Source organism: Escherichia sp. F1 (genome assembly GCF_046764225.1).
GTDB classification, from domain to species: domain Bacteria; phylum Pseudomonadota; class Gammaproteobacteria; order Enterobacterales; family Enterobacteriaceae; genus Escherichia; species Escherichia coli.
This window is the reverse complement of record NZ_CP177202.1, coordinates 3,517,455-3,533,278: the sequence shown is the minus strand read 5'-3', so window position 1 is coordinate 3,533,278 and position 15,824 is coordinate 3,517,455. Positions and strand designations below refer to the sequence as shown.

Annotated in this window: 16 protein-coding genes; 6 read left to right on the top strand and 10 right to left on the bottom strand. The window is 54.0% G+C overall.

Features of this window, described 5'->3' with window-relative positions; genetic code table 11:
* On the top strand, positions 1–1,146 hold the full coding sequence (gene glxK / locus ACK8NJ_RS17160) for a glycerate 3-kinase (RefSeq protein ID WP_411961824.1): 1,146 nt from the start codon (positions 1–3) through the stop codon (positions 1,144–1,146).
* A gap of 129 nt (positions 1,147–1,275) precedes the next feature.
* On the opposite strand, the gene allE is transcribed toward glxK, so the two are convergent.
* The 3 genes from allE to allD are packed head-to-tail and all read right to left on the bottom strand — an operon-like array spanning position 1,276 to position 4,378.
* Positions 1,276–2,061 (bottom strand): (S)-ureidoglycine aminohydrolase, encoded by a 786-nt coding sequence (gene allE, locus ACK8NJ_RS17155; RefSeq protein WP_411961823.1) that lies wholly within the window; start codon positions 2,059–2,061, stop codon positions 1,276–1,278.
* Between the two features lie 10 nt (positions 2,062–2,071).
* Positions 2,072–3,307, bottom strand: coding sequence for an allantoate deiminase (gene allC / locus ACK8NJ_RS17150; protein WP_089560048.1), 1,236 nt, complete (start codon positions 3,305–3,307; stop codon positions 2,072–2,074).
* A 21-nt stretch (positions 3,308–3,328) separates the two neighbouring features.
* A complete protein-coding gene (gene allD / locus ACK8NJ_RS17145) occupies positions 3,329–4,378 on the bottom strand; it encodes an ureidoglycolate dehydrogenase (RefSeq protein ID WP_000703918.1) in 1,050 nt (349 codons plus the stop codon).
* Between the two features lie 316 nt (positions 4,379–4,694).
* On the opposite strand from allD, the gene ACK8NJ_RS17140 reads away from it, so the two are divergent.
* From ACK8NJ_RS17140 to ACK8NJ_RS17125, 4 genes are read left to right on the top strand one after another with little or no spacing between them, the layout of a single operon-like run.
* Positions 4,695–6,362, top strand: coding sequence for an acyl-CoA synthetase FdrA (locus tag ACK8NJ_RS17140; protein ID WP_411961822.1), 1,668 nt, complete (start codon positions 4,695–4,697; stop codon positions 6,360–6,362).
* Positions 6,363–6,371: 9 nt separating this feature from the next.
* Positions 6,372–7,631: a DUF1116 domain-containing protein gene (locus ACK8NJ_RS17135; RefSeq protein WP_411961821.1), complete on the top strand. Its 1,260-nt coding sequence runs from the start codon at positions 6,372–6,374 to the stop codon at positions 7,629–7,631.
* 10 nt (positions 7,632–7,641) lie between these two features.
* Positions 7,642–8,457: a DUF2877 domain-containing protein gene (locus ACK8NJ_RS17130; protein ID WP_411961820.1), complete on the top strand. Its 816-nt coding sequence runs from the start codon at positions 7,642–7,644 to the stop codon at positions 8,455–8,457.
* A complete protein-coding gene (locus tag ACK8NJ_RS17125; protein ID WP_411961819.1) occupies positions 8,454–9,347 on the top strand; it encodes a carbamate kinase in 894 nt (297 codons plus the stop codon). Before ACK8NJ_RS17130 ends, ACK8NJ_RS17125 begins: the two co-directional genes overlap by 4 nt.
* A gap of 136 nt (positions 9,348–9,483) precedes the next feature.
* Here ACK8NJ_RS17125 and purK read toward each other — a convergent pair whose 3' ends face one another.
* The 4 genes from purK to ppiB form a co-directional block, all read right to left on the bottom strand.
* Positions 9,484–10,551, bottom strand: a complete 1,068-nt coding sequence (gene purK, locus ACK8NJ_RS17120; protein ID WP_024216231.1) for a 5-(carboxyamino)imidazole ribonucleotide synthase — start codon at positions 10,549–10,551, stop codon at positions 9,484–9,486.
* Positions 10,548–11,057: a 5-(carboxyamino)imidazole ribonucleotide mutase gene (gene purE / locus ACK8NJ_RS17115; protein ID WP_001295318.1), complete on the bottom strand. Its 510-nt coding sequence runs from the start codon at positions 11,055–11,057 to the stop codon at positions 10,548–10,550. Before purE ends, purK begins: the two co-directional genes overlap by 4 nt.
* Positions 11,058–11,174: 117 nt before the next feature.
* Positions 11,175–11,897, bottom strand: coding sequence for a UDP-2,3-diacylglucosamine diphosphatase (gene lpxH / locus ACK8NJ_RS17110; protein ID WP_000212236.1), 723 nt, complete (start codon positions 11,895–11,897; stop codon positions 11,175–11,177).
* Positions 11,898–11,899: 2 nt separating this feature from the next.
* Positions 11,900–12,394 carry a peptidylprolyl isomerase B gene (gene ppiB, locus ACK8NJ_RS17105; protein WP_000256006.1) on the bottom strand — a complete coding sequence of 165 codons (495 nt, stop codon included), beginning with the start codon at positions 12,392–12,394 and terminating at the stop codon, positions 11,900–11,902.
* A 173-nt stretch (positions 12,395–12,567) separates the two neighbouring features.
* Between ppiB and cysS the strand changes: the two genes are divergently transcribed.
* Positions 12,568–13,953, top strand: coding sequence for a cysteine--tRNA ligase (cysS, locus tag ACK8NJ_RS17100; RefSeq protein ID WP_187796842.1), 1,386 nt, complete (start codon positions 12,568–12,570; stop codon positions 13,951–13,953).
* Between the two features lie 35 nt (positions 13,954–13,988).
* Here cysS and ACK8NJ_RS17095 read toward each other — a convergent pair whose 3' ends face one another.
* The 3 genes from ACK8NJ_RS17095 to folD all read right to left on the bottom strand — a co-directional run bounded on the left by ACK8NJ_RS17095 (position 13,989) and on the right by folD (position 15,698).
* On the bottom strand, positions 13,989–14,510 hold the full coding sequence (locus tag ACK8NJ_RS17095) for a metal-dependent hydrolase (protein WP_001143546.1): 522 nt from the start codon (positions 14,508–14,510) through the stop codon (positions 13,989–13,991).
* 107 nt (positions 14,511–14,617) lie between these two features.
* Entirely contained in the window at positions 14,618–14,830 is a 213-nt protein-coding gene (ybcJ, locus tag ACK8NJ_RS17090) for a ribosome-associated protein YbcJ (protein ID WP_000190288.1), read from the bottom strand.
* Position 14,831: 1 nt separating this feature from the next.
* Positions 14,832–15,698 (bottom strand): bifunctional methylenetetrahydrofolate dehydrogenase/methenyltetrahydrofolate cyclohydrolase FolD, encoded by an 867-nt coding sequence (folD, locus tag ACK8NJ_RS17085; protein ID WP_000729155.1) that lies wholly within the window; start codon positions 15,696–15,698, stop codon positions 14,832–14,834.
* Positions 15,699–15,824 lie beyond the last annotated feature (126 nt).

Here is a 15,824-nt window from a genome sequence, read left to right as displayed (position 1 = left end):
ATGAAGATTGTCATTGCGCCAGACTCTTTTAAAGAGAGCTTAAGTGCAGAAAAATGTTGTCAGGCAATTAAAGCCGGGTTTTCGACCCTCTTTCCCGATGCGAACTATATCTGTTTGCCGATAGCGGATGGCGGCGAAGGGACGGTGGATGCGATGGTCGCCGCGACGGGTGGTAACATCGTGACGCTTGAAGTCTGCGGGCCGATGGGCGAAAAAGTGAATGCTTTTTATGGCCTTACCGGCGACGGGAAAACAGCGGTGATTGAGATGGCGGCAGCAAGTGGCCTGATGCTGGTCGCGCCTGAAAAGCGTAATCCGTTGCTGGCCTCCAGTTTTGGTACGGGGGAGTTAATTCGCCATGCGCTGGATAACGGCATTCGCCATATTATTCTCGGCATTGGTGGTAGCGCGACGGTCGACGGCGGTATGGGCATGGCGCAGGCGCTCGGAGTGCGTTTCCTTGATGCCGACGGTCAGGTGCTGGCGGCTAACGGCGGCAATTTAGCACGCGTGGCAAGTATTGAGATGAATGAATGCGATCCGCGTCTGGCGAACTGCCATATTGAAGTCGCATGTGATGTTGATAATCCGCTGGTAGGGGCACGCGGCGCGGCGGCGGTGTTCGGCCCGCAAAAAGGGGCAACGCCGGAAATGGTCGAAGAGCTGGAGCAGGGGCTGCAAAATTACGCCCGTGTTTTACAACAGCAAACTGAAATCAACGTCTGCCAGATGACGGGCGGCGGCGCGGCGGGCGGGATGGGTATTGCGGCGGCGGTATTCCTCAATGCGGATATTAAACCGGGTATTGAGATTGTACTGCGGGCAGTCAACCTGGAGCAGGCGGTGCAGGGCGCAGCGCTGGTGATCACCGGGGAAGGGCGCATCGACTCGCAAACGGCAGGCGGTAAAGCACCGCTGGGCGTGGCGTCGGTGGCGAAGCAGTTTAATGTCCCGGTGATTGGGATTGCTGGCGTATTGGGTGACGGAGTGGAAGTGGTGCACCAGTACGGCATTGACGCGGTGTTCAGCATTTTGCCACGTCTGGCACCTTTAGCCGAAGTGCTCGCCAGCGGTGAAACCAATCTCTTCAACAGCGCACGAAATATTGCCTGCGCCATTAAAATAGGTCAGGGAATTAAAAACTGACTCTTGCCATTAGAGCGGATGCATTTTATCCCGCATCCGTTTTTTACCTGAATTTACTACAAAAAAAACCACGGTATAAACCGTGGCAAAATCCAACATAGCTAAAAATAATCAGGCGAGTGGTATGACTTAAATCTCTACGTCGCGGTTGCAATCTTTCGAGTAAATATAACTAAACGCTTCACCACGCCCTACGCCATAACCGGCCTGTAAGGAATAAGCGCCCATAAAGATGTAATCGCCTTTTTTCACCGGGATCCAGTTATTGTCGAGGTTATAAACCCCCTGACCGGAAAGAACATAGGCACCGTGTTCCTGGACGTGTGTTTCGATATAACCGTGGCTGGCACCTGGTGCAAAAGAGAGGATATGCATGTTCATATCAAAACCTAACTCTTTGGGCAGAAAATCCAGCAGAATAACATCGTCCATGCCTTCATAATGAATGCGTTCCAGTTCGCTGGCATTGCCAGAAACCAGCCACGGCGCATGACCTTCTACCGGAACATAGCGACGCTTATATAAAAAGATTTGGCTGTCTTCGGCCTGGGCGTTAACAAACGTCATTAAGGAGCCTGGCGGGCAATAAAGATAGCCACCTTCGCTTAAGGAAAATGTTTTGCCTTCGGCTTTGGCAGTGATATTTCCAGAGATCACATACAGGAACGTTTCAATGCCTTCGCCACCGAAGCCCTGTTGGTTGCCACCGTTTTGATGCAGTGTGACCAGATAATCAACAAAAGAGGCACCCAGCTTTGGCGTGGAGAGGATTGTCGCGTCACAATTTTCAAAGCCCGGAATAATATTTTTTACCAGACCGTCTGGTGTTAACAGTGCGAAATTACCGTGTTTCACAATCGCACGGTTAGCCAGTAAATCATCGCGGTAACCGGTGACGTTATTTAAATATCCCATTTATGACTCCTTATTTCTGCCAGGCAAGTTGATAAAGCATGAGTGCCAACGTTTTGACCCCTTCGGCAAGGTCGGTAATATTGGTGCGTTCCGCCGGGTTATGGCTGATCCCGTTGATGCTGGGAATGAAAATCATGCAGGTCGGCACGCGAGGCGCGAAAATTTGCGCGTCGTGCCCGGCACCACTGTGCATCACCCGGTAATTCAGTTTTTCACTTTCACACAATTCTGTCAGGGTGGCGACCAGGTCCTTATTCATCGGCACGGGTTCTTCGTCCATCCATAAATCGATATCAATACCAATGTCCATTTCATCGCAAATCGCCCGCATGTCGTTTTCTAACTGTTGGGTGAAATCACGCAGCACGGCGGCGTCGGTATGACGACAATCAATGGTGAACGTGGTTTTACCCGGCACCACATTCACCGTATTCGGGCGCGGCTCCACCTTGCCAAAGGTCAGCACCAGCGGGTCGCCCATCTTTTTCGCTTTTTCGATCGACTGATGGCAAATGCGACTGAAAGCGTAAACCGTATCACGACGATAACCCATCGGCGTGGTGCCTGCATGGTTTGATTCGCCGTTCAGCGTCACCGTATAACGACGCTGCCCGACAATTGCATTCACCACGCCAATTGACTGCCCATTACTTTCCAGCACACAGCCCTGTTCGATATGCAGTTCGACAAAGGCTTTAATATCCTGACGCGGAGTTAGTGGGGCGTTCGGCAGAGTAAATCCGCAAGCCTTCATCGCATCGACAAAACTATTTCCTTTGGCATCACAGATATTCCGCACGTCGTCAGGATTCGCCAGCCCAAAGATATTTTTACTGCCCCAGAAGACATACGGGAAGCGGCTGCCTTCTTCTTCTGCCATCGCCACCACTTCGACCGTACGTAACGGCGCGCCGTATTGCGTTTTCAGCCAGTCAATTGCCAGCCACGCCGCCAGCGCGCCGAATTGCCCGTCGAGGTTACCGCCGTTAACCACGGTATCGATATGCGAACCGCTCAGAACCACTTCCTGTGGATATTCGGTGCCACTCAGGCGACCATATAAATTCCCCACTTCATCGAAACGTGTTTCCAGCCCGCTTGCTGCCATTCTTTTTTTAAATTGCTGCTGAGTTTCCAGCCATTCCGGCGAATAAAGTAAACGGGTCATACCACCCGTTGGGTCAGCGCCAAAAGAGGAAAGCCAGGGCAGCGTTTCTTCTATGGCTTGACGAAAATGTGTAATCATAAGAAAGTCCTGTCTCAATAATTATTGCGCAAAGGGATTTTTCGTTTCGTATGACGTGTTATAAAGCGCGTCGGAAATTAAATACTGGTAAATATCATCAACAATTTCGATGCCTTCGACGGCGGCTTTGCGTTGTTTAATATCCTGATCCTGTCCGGGATAATAAACCTGGTTAAAACCGGGCGCGGGGGTTATGGCATTTAATTCGCGCATGGTCTGGCTAAGATGTTGACGGAATAGTTCGCTGGAGGAGAAAAAGTTCGGGTTAATAACGATATGTAATTGCCCCAAATTACGCCCGGCGTGTAAATCGTCATACATCGAACTAACCTGTCGCCCGAACGGTAAGCCGAGTAAGACGCCTGAGAGGACGTCAATCATCATCATCAGGCCATACCCTTTCGGTCCGGCGGCAGGGAGCAGGGCGTTAACTGCAAATGGATCGGTTGTTGGTGCTCCGTTTTTATCGACCGCCCAGGTATCCGGGATAGACATATTACGCGAGCGGGCGTCGAGCACTTTTCCCCATGCCTGTACGGTAGTCGCCATATCAAAGGTAAGGATCTCGTCGCCTTCTCCCGGCGCGGCAAAGGCCAGTGGGTTAGTTCCGTAGTAAATTTCCGCGCCGCCAAACGGCACCACCATTGGATCGGACTGGCACATCGAAATGCCAATTAACCCTGCGCGGGCTGCCTGCTGCACAAAATAAGAGATTGCGCCGCTGTGACCCATCCGGCTGATACCGACCACCGCAACGCCATTTTGCTGGGCGGTTTTGATGGCATGTTCCATACCCATTTTCGCCGCGACCTGTCCGGCAGCATTGTCGGCATGTAAAATTGCCGAACACGGCCCGGTTTCTTCAAGACGAAATTCCGGTTCACGGTTGGTGCCGCCTTTTGAAATGCGTTCCGCGTAGTATTCCACGCGCACCGCGCCATGAGAGTGGATCCCTCTGGCATCGGCGTAAACCAATACTTCAGCCACGGTTGCAGCGTGCTCACGTTTTAACCCAGCCTGGCAGAGTTTATTCTCGATTAGCTGGTGGAGTGTTTCCCGACTGATTTTCATCTGTCTTCCTTTTTAACGACGGTGTGAAGCATGACTGCAATTAACATACAGGGAAAATATCTGGATTATGTGATCCAGACAGGCAAAAAAATATAGTTAGAATTTATTTGACAATCCGCTCGCTTTTAACCTGGTTTTTAAAACAACCACGCTTATTAAAAAATAACACGTAATCGCCTGGCGGTTATTTGAATTCTTTTGTTAATAATCCCTGTGTGATATTCATCACCTTATTTACTCGTTGTCATCGATACCGTAATCGCCACATTAACACTGCTCGTGCAATTGCCATGGGTGCAATTTTTAAGGAGTTGTTATGATCCACGCCTTTATTAAAAAAGGGTGTTTTCAGGATTCGGTCAGTTTAATGATTATTTCACGAAAACTCAGCGAATCAGAAAATGTTGATGATGTTTCCGTAATGATGGGTACGCCCGCCAATAAAGCGTTATTAGAGACTACAGGTTTCTGGCATGACGATTTTAATAACGCCACGCCGAACGATATTTGCGTGGCAATTCGTAGCGAAGCGGCGGATGCGGGGATCGCGCAGGCGATTATGCAACAGCTTGAAGAGGCGCTAAAACAACTGGCGCAGGGTTCAGGCAGCAGCCAGGCGTTGACGCAGGTGCGTCGCTGGGACAGTGCCTGTCAGAAATTACCCGATGCCAGTCTGGCGCTGATTTCAGTGGCTGGCGAGTATGCGGCGGAACTGGCGAATCAGGCGCTGGATCGCAACCTCAACGTGATGATGTTCTCCGATAACGTCACGCTGGAAGATGAAATCCAACTCAAAACCCGCGCACGCGATAAAGGCTTGCTGGTGATGGGGCCGGACTGCGGTACGTCGATGATTGCCGCCACGCCGCTGGCTTTTGCTAACGTGATGCCGGAAGGCAACATTGGCGTCATTGGCGCTTCCGGTACCGGGATTCAGGAACTGTGTTCGCAGATTGCGCTGGCAGGTGAGGGAATTACCCACGCGATTGGTCTTGGCGGGCGCGACCTCAGCCGTGAAGTGGGCGGCATCAGTGCGCTAACGGCGCTGGAAATGTTAAGCGCCGACGCAAAAAGCGAAGTGCTGGCATTTGTTTCAAAACCACCTGCCGAAGCTGTGCGTCTGAAAATTGTTAATGCCATGAAAGCAACCGGCAAACCGACGGTGGCGCTGTTTTTAGGTTATACCCCGGCGGTGGCCCGCGACGAAAATGTCTGGTTTGCCTCCTCGCTGGATGAGGCCGCACGCCTGGCTTGCCTGCTTTCACGCGTCACGGCGCGACGTAACGCAATAGCGCCTGTCAGCAGCGGACTTATTTGCGGTTTGTATACCGGCGGTACGCTGGCCGCCGAAGCGGCGGGATTACTTGCCGGGCACCTTGGCGTGGTAGCCGACGATGCCCATCATCACGGCATGATGCTCGATGCCGATGGTCACCAGATCATTGACTTTGGCGATGATTTCTACACCGTCGGGCGTCCCCATCCGATGATCGACCCAGCCTTACGCAACCAGTTAATTGCCGATCTCGGCGCTAAACCGCAAGTGCGCGTATTGCTGCTTGATGTGGTGATTGGCTTCGGTGCGACCGCCGATCCTGCCGCCTCGCTGGTAAGCGCCTGGCAAAAAGCCTGTGCCGCGCGTTCAGACAATCAACCACTGTATGCCATTGCCACGGTGACAGGCACTGAACGTGACCCGCAATGCCGCTCGCAGCAAATCGCCACGCTGGAAGATGCGGGGATCGCGGTAGTGAGTTCGCTGCCGGAAGCCACCTTGCTGGCGGCGGCACTGATTCGTCCGCTTTCGCCTGCCACTCAGCAACACACACCGTCATTACTGGAAAACGTCGCCGTGATTAACATCGGATTACGCAGCTTTGCGCTGGAGCTACAAAGCGCCAGCAAACCGGTTGTGCATTACCAATGGTCGCCAGTCGCCGGCGGCAATAAAAAACTGGCTCGTTTATTAGAACGTTTGCAATAAGGGGTTCCCATGTTTACATCAGTGGCGCAAGCCAATGCTGCGGTTATCGAACAAATTCGTCGCGCTCGTCCACACTGGCTGGATGTGCAACCGGCTTCTTCACTTATCAGCGAACTAAACCCGGGCAAAACACTGCTTCACGCCGGGCCGCCAATGCGCTGGCAGGAGATGACCGGACCCATGAAAGGGGCGTGCGTGGGCGCATGTCTGTTCGAAGGCTGGGCGAAAGATGAAGCGCAGGCACTGGCGATGCTGGAGCAGGGGGAAGTGAACTTCATTCCTTGTCACCATGTGAATGCCGTCGGGCCAATGGGCGGCATTACTTCTGCCAGTATGCCGATGCTGGTGGTCGAGAACGTGACCGACGGCAACCGGGCGTACTGCAACCTCAACGAAGGTATCGGCAAAGTGATGCGTTTTGGCGCTTACGGCGAAGATGTCCTGACTCGCCATCGCTGGATGCGCGATGTGTTAATGCCAGTATTAAGCGCGGCGCTGGGGCGCATGGAGCACGGTATCGATCTCACGGCAATGATGGCGCAGGGCATTACCATGGGCGATGAGTTCCATCAACGCAATATTGCTTCCTCAGCACTGTTAATGCGTACGCTGGCCCCACAAATTGCTCGCCTCGATCATGATAAACAGCACATCGCGGAAGTGATGGATTTCCTCAGCGTGACCGATCAGTTCTTCCTCAACCTCGCGATGGCTTACTGCAAGGCGGCGATGGATGCTGGCGCGATGATCCGCGCAGGCAGCATCGTCACGGCTATGACCCGCAACGGCAATATGTTCGGGATTCGGGTAAGCGGGCTGGGCGAACGCTGGTTTACTGCGCCTGTAAACACTCCGCAAGGTCTGTTTTTCACCGGCTTCTCACAGGAGCAGGCGAACCCGGATATGGGCGATAGCGCGATTACCGAAACTTTTGGTATCGGAGGTGCGGCAATGATCGCAGCGCCTGGCGTAACGCGCTTTGTCGGTGCGGGTGGCATGGAAGCGGCTAGGGCGGTATCTGAAGAGATGGCGGAAATTTACCTTGAACGCAATATGCAGTTGCAGATCCCAAGCTGGGATTTTCAGGGCGCGTGCCTGGGACTGGACATTCGTCGCGTGGTAGAAACCGGCATTACGCCACTCATCAATACCGGTATCGCCCATAAAGAGGCGGGGATCGGGCAGATTGGCGCAGGCACCGTGCGGGCACCGCTGGCGTGCTTTGAACAGGCGCTGGAAGCACTGGCTGAAAGCATGGGTATTGGTTGAGGAACGCGCAATGACGATCATCCATCCTCAGCTTGCCAGCCGTAGCGCACCGAATTATCGCCAGTCCTGGCGGTTAGCGGGAGTGTGGCGACGGGCGATTAACCTGATGACGGAAAGCGGCGAACTGTTAACGCTGCATCGTCAGGGTAGTGGTTTCGGCCCCGGAGGATGGGTGCTTCGCCGTGCGCAATTCGATGCGTTATGCGGTGGATTATGCGGCAATGAACGACCACAGGTTGTGGCTCAAGGGATTCGCCTCGGGCGTTTCACGGTTAAACAGCCACAGCGTTATTGTTTGCTGCGTATTACGCCGCCTGCGCATCCTCAACCACTTGCAGCTGCATGGATGCAACGCGCGGAGGAAACCGGGCTTTTCGGGCCACTGGCGTTGGCGGCAAGCGATCCGCTGCCTGCTGAGTTACGCCAGTTTCGTCACTGTTTTCAGGCCGCGCTCAATGGCGTTAAGACCGACTGGCGGCACTGGCTGGGCAAAGGCCCCGGATTAACGCCAAGTCATGATGACACGCTGAGCGGAATGCTGCTGGCGGCCTGGTATTATGGTGCTTTAGATGCGCGCTCTGGTCGCCCGTTTTTTGCCTGTTCCGACAATCTTCAACTCGTTACCACAGCGGTGAGCGTCAGTTATTTACGTTATGCCGCGCAAGGATATTTCGCCTCGCCACTCCTGCACTTTGTTCATGCTCTGAGTTGCCCGAAACGTACCGCTGTTGCGATTGATTCGCTGCTGGCGCTGGGGCATACGTCAGGGGCAGATACGCTGCTGGGGTTCTGGCTTGGTCAACAATTATTACAAGGAAAACCATGAAAACACTGGTTGTAGCTCTTGGGGGCAACGCCTTACTCCAGCGCGGTGAGGCGCTGACGGCGGAAAATCAATATCGCAATATCGCCAGTGCTGTACCCGCGCTGGCACGACTGGCCCGTTCTTATCGGCTGGCGATTGTTCACGGCAACGGGCCGCAGGTGGGGCTGCTGGCGTTACAGAATCTGGCGTGGAAAGAGGTAGAACCGTATCCGCTGGATGTGCTGGTGGCGGAAAGCCAGGGGATGATTGGCTATATGCTGGCGCAGAGTTTGAGCGCACAGCCGCAGATGACGCCTGTCACGACGGTGCTGACGCGCATTGAAGTTTCGCCTGATGATCCGGCGTTTTTGCAGCCAGAGAAGTTTATCGGTCCGGTCTATCAGCCAGAAGAACAAGAGGCACTGGAAGCAGCTTACGGCTGGCAGATGAAACGTGATGGTAAATATTTACGCCGTGTGGTGGCGTCTCCGCAACCGCGTAAAATTCTCGACAGCGAAGCCATCGAGTTGTTGCTCAAAGAGGGGCATGTGGTGATTTGCAGTGGCGGCGGCGGTGTGCCTGTGACGGAAGATGGGGCAGGGAGTGAAGCGGTGATTGATAAAGATCTCGCCGCTGCCTTGCTCGCTGAGCAGATTAATGCCGATGGGCTGGTGATCCTCACTGATGCTGATGCGGTATATGAAAACTGGGGAACGCCGCAGCAACGTGCCATTCGCCATGCCACACCGGATGAGTTAGCGCCATTTGCCAAAGCCGATGGTTCGATGGGGCCGAAGGTAACGGCGGTGAGTGGTTATGTCAGAAGCCGTGGTAAACCCGCGTGGATTGGGGCGTTATCGCGAATTGAAGAGACGCTGGCGGGCGAAGCGGGGACCTGTATTTCGCTGTAGTGATGAGAGCATCCGGCAATCGGTGCACCATGCCTGATGCGACGCTTGACGCGTCTTATCAGGCCTACAATGGGTACCGGAGCGGTAAGCCGGATAAGGCGTTCACGCCGCATCCGGCAAGAATATGAGCACTAAGTTAACTGAACTTACTCTGCGCCCAAATCACGCCGCTGGCATACTCCGGCGGCAGCAGCGGGATTAAGGCTTCCAGCGTCGCGGTCAGACGCGATGTGTCGCTGTCGGTCAAATTCAAATGCCCCACTTTACGGCCCGGACGGACTTCTTTGTCGTACCAGTGCAGATGCACCAGCGGCAGTTTCAGCCAGTCATAATTCACATCGCTACCAATCAGATTGATCATCACCGACGGACTATTCACTACCGGTTGCGGTAACGGCAGATCGGTAATCGCCCGCAGATGCAGCTCAAACTGGCTGATGCTGGCACCGTTTTGTGTCCAGTGACCGCTGTTATGCACACGAGGAGCCAGTTCGTTGATCAACAGACCTTGCGGGGTGACAAAACACTCCATTGCCATCACGCCTACATAGCCTAACTCCTGCATAATCGCCGACAACATCTCTTCGGCTTGTGTTTGTTGCTGTGCGTTGGCCTGCGGAAAAGCGACGCTGGTTCGCAAAATGCCTTCCTGATGCAGGTTATGCGTCAGCGGATAAAACACGGTGCTGCCATCAAAACCGCGCGCGCCAACCAGCGACACTTCACCAGAGAAGTTTATGCCCTGCTCGACAATACATTCGCCGTAGCATTCAGCCGGTAACTGTTCGGTTTCATCGGCGCGTAAACGCCATTGACCGCGTCCGTCATAGCCACCAGTGCGGCGCTTAACAATCGCCAGCTCACCTAAACGATCAAACACCGCAGGCCACTCGCTGCGATCGGCAAGTAACTGCCATGGTGCGGTCGGCAGGTGAAGCTTGTCGAAAAGCTGCTTCTGAGTCAGACGGTCAGCAATAATCGGGAATACATCGCGGTTCACAAAGGCCGGATGGCGCGCCAGCTCGCGGGTTAATGCGGTTTCCGGCCAGCGTTCGATCTCAGCGGTAATCACGCTTTGTTGAAAAGGCACCGCCGCCGGTTCAGCGTCCAGCCCGACTGGCCAGACAGCAATGCCTAACGGTTCGCCTGCCTGACGCAGCATACGGCCTAACTGCCCGTTACCGAGGACGCAAACCTGTTTCATGCCGCACCTCGCGGGTCCGGGTTTTCCAGCACTTCGTCAGTCTGGGCTTTGCGCCAGTCATTCAGACGCTGGTGTAGCTCTTTATCATGAGTTGCAAGAATTTGTGCTGCCAGTAACGCCGCGTTTGCCGCGCCAGCTTTACCAATCGCCAGCGTACCCACCGGAATGCCGCGCGGCATTTGTACGATGGAGTAGAGGCTATCGACACCGCTCAGTGCGGCGCTCTGTACTGGCACGCCCAGCACTGGCACCAGCGTTTTGGCGGCAATCATGCCTGGCAGGTGCGCTGCGCCGCCTGCGCCCGCAATAATCACCTGATAACCGTTCTCTTCGGCGCTTTCGGCGAAGCTGAACAGTTTATCGGGGGTGCGGTGAGCAGAAACCACTTCAACGTGGTGCGGGACATTCAGGATTTCGAAGATTTCGGCGGCGAACTGCATGGTAGCCCAGTCGCTTTTGGACCCCATCACGATGGCGACACGCGCCGGATTATTGCGGGAAGACATGCGTCTTAAAACTCCTGTGGTGCACAACTCTCGGCTTTAGAGGGCACAGAGAATAGCACGGAAAGAGAGCAAGGAAAACGGTTGCGTGGCTGTGAAATCAGCAAAGTTGCGGGTTTTTTAAAACGGGAAATGAATTAGCTCAACGTCATCCGCCGTGACTTTCACCATTGAACCTTCCGTATGCCAGGCACCCAGCACGAAGCGGAAAGCAGGTTGCTGATTGGCGATAAGTTCATGGATCGCCGGGCGATGGGTATGCCCGTGGATCAGCCATTGCACCTGATGTTTTTCCATCGCACTGACCACCGCGTTTTGGTTAACGTCCATGATCGCCAGCGATTTACTGCTGTTGGCTTCTTTGCTGTTCGCTCGCATTCGCGCGGCAATGCGTTTGCGCACAAACAACGGCAGGGCGAGGAATAGCGTCTGCAGCCACGGCTTGTGGACTTTGGCGCGAAAAGCCTGATAACCCGCGTCATCGGTGCACAGCGTGTCGCCATGCATAATCAACACCCGGCGACCATACAGTTCGAGCACCTTTTCTTCCGGCAATAACGTCATGCCACTTTCACGGGCAAAGCGTTTGCCGAGCAGAAAATCACGGTTGCCATGAATGAAATAACAGGGAACACCGGAATCGGACACCGCTTTGATCGCTGCCGCCATCTGGCGATGGAGTGGGTTGGGATCGTCGTCGCCAATCCACGCTTCAAACAGATCGCCAAGAATATACAGCGCGTCGGCCTTGCGGGCTTCCCCCGCTAAAAAACGCAGAAAACCGGCGGTGATCGCCGGTTCTTCCGCGCAGAGATGAAGATCTGCAATAAAGAGTGTCGCCACGATTACTCGCTAACGGTCACGCTTTCAATGATAACGTCTTCTTTTGGCACGTCCTGGTGCATACCGCTACGACCGGTTGCAACACCTTTGATTTTGTCTACCACGTCCATGCCTTCAACCACTTCAGCAAACACGCAGTAACCCCAACCTTGCAGGCTTTCGCCAGAGAAGTTCAGGAAGTCGTTATCAACCACGTTGATGAAGAACTGTGCAGTTGCAGAGTGCGGTGCCTGAGTACGGGCCATTGCCAGCGTACCACGGGTATTTTTCAGACCGTTGTTGGCTTCGTTTTTGATCGGGTCTTTGGTGGTTTTTTGCTTCATGCCCGGCTCAAAACCGCCGCCCTGAATCATAAAGCCGTTGATTACACGGTGGAAAATGGTGTTGTTGTAAAAACCTTCGCGGCAGTAGTCCAGGAAGTTTTTAACTGTTTCAGGTGCTTTATCGTCAAAAGTTTTGATGACAATATCGCCGTGATTGGTGTGGAAAGTAACCATTTTTGCATCCTGTTCCGTTTGATTGGTGCTTCAACCCGGTTCGGGTCATATATAGGGTGGTGTTATAGCATAACCGCACGATCGGATCATCACGCAATGTATGCTGATTCGCGCGGGAAATATGGGTATTATACGCAACTCAATTACCCACACATGTCTAAACGGAATCTTCGATGCTAAAAATCTTCAATACTCTGACACGCCAAAAAGAGGAATTTAAGCCTATTCACGCCGGGGAAGTCGGCATGTACGTGTGTGGAATCACCGTTTACGATCTCTGTCATATCGGTCACGGGCGTACCTTTGTTGCCTTTGACGTGGTTGCGCGCTATCTGCGTTTCCTCGGCTATAAGCTGAAGTATGTGCGCAACATTACTGATATCGACGACAAAATCATCAAACGCGCCAATGAAAATGGCGAAAGCTTTGTGGCGCTGGTGGATCGCATGATCGCCGAAATGCACAAAGATTTTGATGCTTTGAACATTCTGCGCCCGGATCTGGAGCCGCGCGCGACGCACCATATCGCAGAAATTATTGAACTCACTGAACAACTGATCGCCAAAGGTCACGCTTATGTGGCGGACAACGGCGACGTGATGTTTGACGTACCGACCGATCCGACATATGGCGTGCTGTCGCGTCAGGATCTCGACCAGCTGCAGGCAGGCGCGCGCGTTGACGTGGTCGACGACAAACGCAACCCGATGGACTTCGTTCTGTGGAAGATGTCGAAAGAGGGCGAACCGAGCTGGCCGTCTCCGTGGGGCGCGGGCCGTCCAGGCTGGCACATTGAATGTTCGGCAATGAACTGCAAGCAGCTGGGTAACCACTTTGATATCCACGGCGGCGGTTCTGACCTGATGTTCCCGCACCACGAGAATGAAATCGCGCAGTCCACCTGTGCCCATGATGGTCAGTATGTAAACTACTGGATGCACTCCGGGATGGTGATGGTTGACCGCGAGAAGATGTCCAAATCGCTGGGTAACTTCTTTACCGTGCGCGATGTGCTGAAATACTACGACGCGGAAACCGTGCGTTACTTCCTGATGTCAGGCCACTATCGCAGCCAGCTGAACTACAGCGAAGAGAACCTGAAGCAGGCACGCGCGGCGCTGGAGCGTCTCTACACTGCGCTGCGCGGCACAGATAAAACCGTTGCGCCTGCGGGTGGCGAAGCGTTTGAAGCGCGCTTTATTGAAGCGATGGATGACGATTTCAACACCCCGGAAGCCTATTCCGTGCTGTTTGATATGGCCCGTGAAGTGAACCGTCTGAAAGCAGAAGATATGGCAGCGGCGAACGCGATGGCGTCTCATCTGCGTAAACTTTCCGCCGTATTGGGCCTGCTGGAGCAAGAACCGGAAGCGTTCCTGCAAAGCGGCGCGCAGGCAGACGACAGCGAAGTGGCTGAGATTGAAGCGTTAATTCAACAGCGTCTGGATGCCCGTAAAGCGAAAGACTGGGCGGCGGCAGATGCGGCGCGTGACCGTCTTAACGAGATGGGGATCGTGCTGGAAGATGGCCCGCAAGGGACCACCTGGCGTCGTAAGTAATTGCGCTATTGCCGGATGCGAGTTTTCGCATCCGGTTATCGCCTGCGCCACCACAACATTCCCATCAGTAGCATCCCCGGCAACCACACCCACATCAATTCAGAAATAATCACCTGGTGCCCGTACGGCGTGCTGTAACGAGACAATGCAAACGGCGCGACTTTAATCACCTGCCAGGGAGCGAAAAAGCGTTCATCTGACCACGGCCACAGCCAGCCAACGCCTTTACCGCCAGTGGTTACCGAATCCAGCAAGCTGTGCGATAGCAACGAGACGGTTAAAAACAGCCAGCAGCGAATCAGCCCAGCCCTGAACCATCGGCGTCCAATCAGCACACATAACAGCGGGACAACAAACGCAAACACCAGCGAATGGGTAAACCCGCGATGACCAAAAACATTGCCGTAAGCAACGCCAAATTTAAACGACAAGACGTCGGCATCGGGCAGCATCGCCAGGATGATTCCGGCAAATAACAGACGCGGAGGGATGACTTTCGAACCCAACCCTAAACCAATGCAAAGGGGAACGGCGGCGTGCGTAATAACGGTTGGCATGATGATCGCTTCGGCAAAATGTCGATGCTATCAGCATGGATGAACGGGGCGTAGAGGGCAAAAGTCTGAAAAGAGAACCGGCCTGTTGATACAGGCCGGGAAAGGGATCAGGCAACAACCTGTACGCTGTGACCTGCAAAACTCACTGTCTGACCGGCGACGATTTTGCAGCGTTTGCGCGTTTCAACCGCGCCGTCGACTTTCACCTGGCCTTCGGCAATCGCGATTTTCGCCTGCGCGCCGCTTTCGCTCCAGCCTTCCAGTTTCAGCAAGTCGCACAGCTCAACGTGCGGATGTTTACCTAAAGAAAATGTCGCCATGTTACTCACCCTGTGGATCATGATATTCAACGCACGCCTGTAGCGTGTTTTCAATCAGCGTGGCAACCGTCATCGGGCCAACGCCGCCGGGTACGGGCGTAATGTATGAGGCGCGTTTAGCCGCGTCTTCAAACACCACGTCGCCTACAACCTTGCCATTTTCCAGACGGTTGATGCCGACATCAATCACAATTGCGCCTTCTTTGATCCAGTCACCGGGAATAAAGCCTGGCTTACCGACGGCAACGATCAACAGATCGGCATTTTCTACGTGATGACGCAGATTTTTAGTGAAGCGGTGAGTCACGGTGGTGGTGCAACCTGCGAGCAACAGTTCCATGCTCATTGGGCGACCGACGATATTCGATGCGCCAATCACCACGGCGTTGAGGCCAAAGGTATCAATGTTGTAACGCTCAAGCAGCGTGACGATACCACGCGGGGTGCAGGGACGCAGACGCGGCGCGCGCTGGCACAGGCGACCGACGTTATAAGGATGGAAACCGTCTACGTCTTTGTCCGGGTGAATACGTTCCAGTACTTTGACGTTATCAATACCCGCCGGTAACGGCAGTTGAACCAGAATGCCATCAATGGTGTTGTCGGCATTCAGCGCATCGATAAGCTCCAGCAGCTCCGCTTCGCTGGTGGTTTCCGGGAGGTCATAAGAGCGGGAGACGAACCCGACTTCTTCACAAGCCTTGCGTTTGCTTGCGACATAAATTTGCGATGCAGGGTTACTACCCACCAGCACAACGGCCAGTCCTGGTGCCCGCAGTCCGGCTGCAATACGCGCCTGAACTTTTTGAGCAACTTCAGAGCGCACCTGCTGCGCAATCGTTTTACCGTCAATAATCTTTGCTGCCATCAGAGAGAGGATTCCATCTGTTACGTAGGTCGAAGGGGATGCGCCTATTTTGTCAGAAGCGGGGCGCGCTGTCAGGTTTCGTTTCAGATTTATCGCGTGAAGCGACCTCTTGCGAAGGTTAGGCGC

Bases quoted from the DNA above. Each gene is read 5' to 3' on its own strand.
- allC (WP_089560048.1), bottom strand. From the start codon at position 3,307: ATGATTACACATTTTCGTCAAGCCATAGAAGAAACGCTGCCCTGGCTT.
- purK (WP_024216231.1), bottom strand. From the start codon at position 10,551: ATGAAACAGGTTTGCGTCCTCGGTAACGGGCAGTTAGGCCGTATGCTG.
- ACK8NJ_RS17130 (WP_411961820.1), top strand. From the start codon at position 7,642: ATGACGATCATCCATCCTCAGCTTGCCAGCCGTAGCGCACCGAATTAT.
- ACK8NJ_RS17140 (WP_411961822.1), top strand. From the start codon at position 4,695: ATGATCCACGCCTTTATTAAAAAAGGGTGTTTTCAGGATTCGGTCAGT.
- allE (WP_411961823.1), bottom strand. From the start codon at position 2,061: ATGGGATATTTAAATAACGTCACCGGTTACCGCGATGATTTACTGGCT.
- glxK (WP_411961824.1), top strand. From the start codon at position 1: ATGAAGATTGTCATTGCGCCAGACTCTTTTAAAGAGAGCTTAAGTGCA.
- cysS (WP_187796842.1), top strand. From the start codon at position 12,568: ATGCTAAAAATCTTCAATACTCTGACACGCCAAAAAGAGGAATTTAAG.
- ACK8NJ_RS17125 (WP_411961819.1), top strand. From the start codon at position 8,454: ATGAAAACACTGGTTGTAGCTCTTGGGGGCAACGCCTTACTCCAGCGC.
- allD (WP_000703918.1), bottom strand. From the start codon at position 4,378: ATGAAAATCAGTCGGGAAACACTCCACCAGCTAATCGAGAATAAACTC.
- ppiB (WP_000256006.1), bottom strand. From the start codon at position 12,394: ATGGTTACTTTCCACACCAATCACGGCGATATTGTCATCAAAACTTTT.
- purE (WP_001295318.1), bottom strand. From the start codon at position 11,057: ATGTCTTCCCGCAATAATCCGGCGCGTGTCGCCATCGTGATGGGGTCC.
- folD (WP_000729155.1), bottom strand. From the start codon at position 15,698: ATGGCAGCAAAGATTATTGACGGTAAAACGATTGCGCAGCAGGTGCGC.
- ACK8NJ_RS17135 (WP_411961821.1), top strand. From the start codon at position 6,372: ATGTTTACATCAGTGGCGCAAGCCAATGCTGCGGTTATCGAACAAATT.
- ACK8NJ_RS17095 (WP_001143546.1), bottom strand. From the start codon at position 14,510: ATGCCAACCGTTATTACGCACGCCGCCGTTCCCCTTTGCATTGGTTTA.
- ybcJ (WP_000190288.1), bottom strand. From the start codon at position 14,830: ATGGCGACATTTTCTTTAGGTAAACATCCGCACGTTGAGCTGTGCGAC.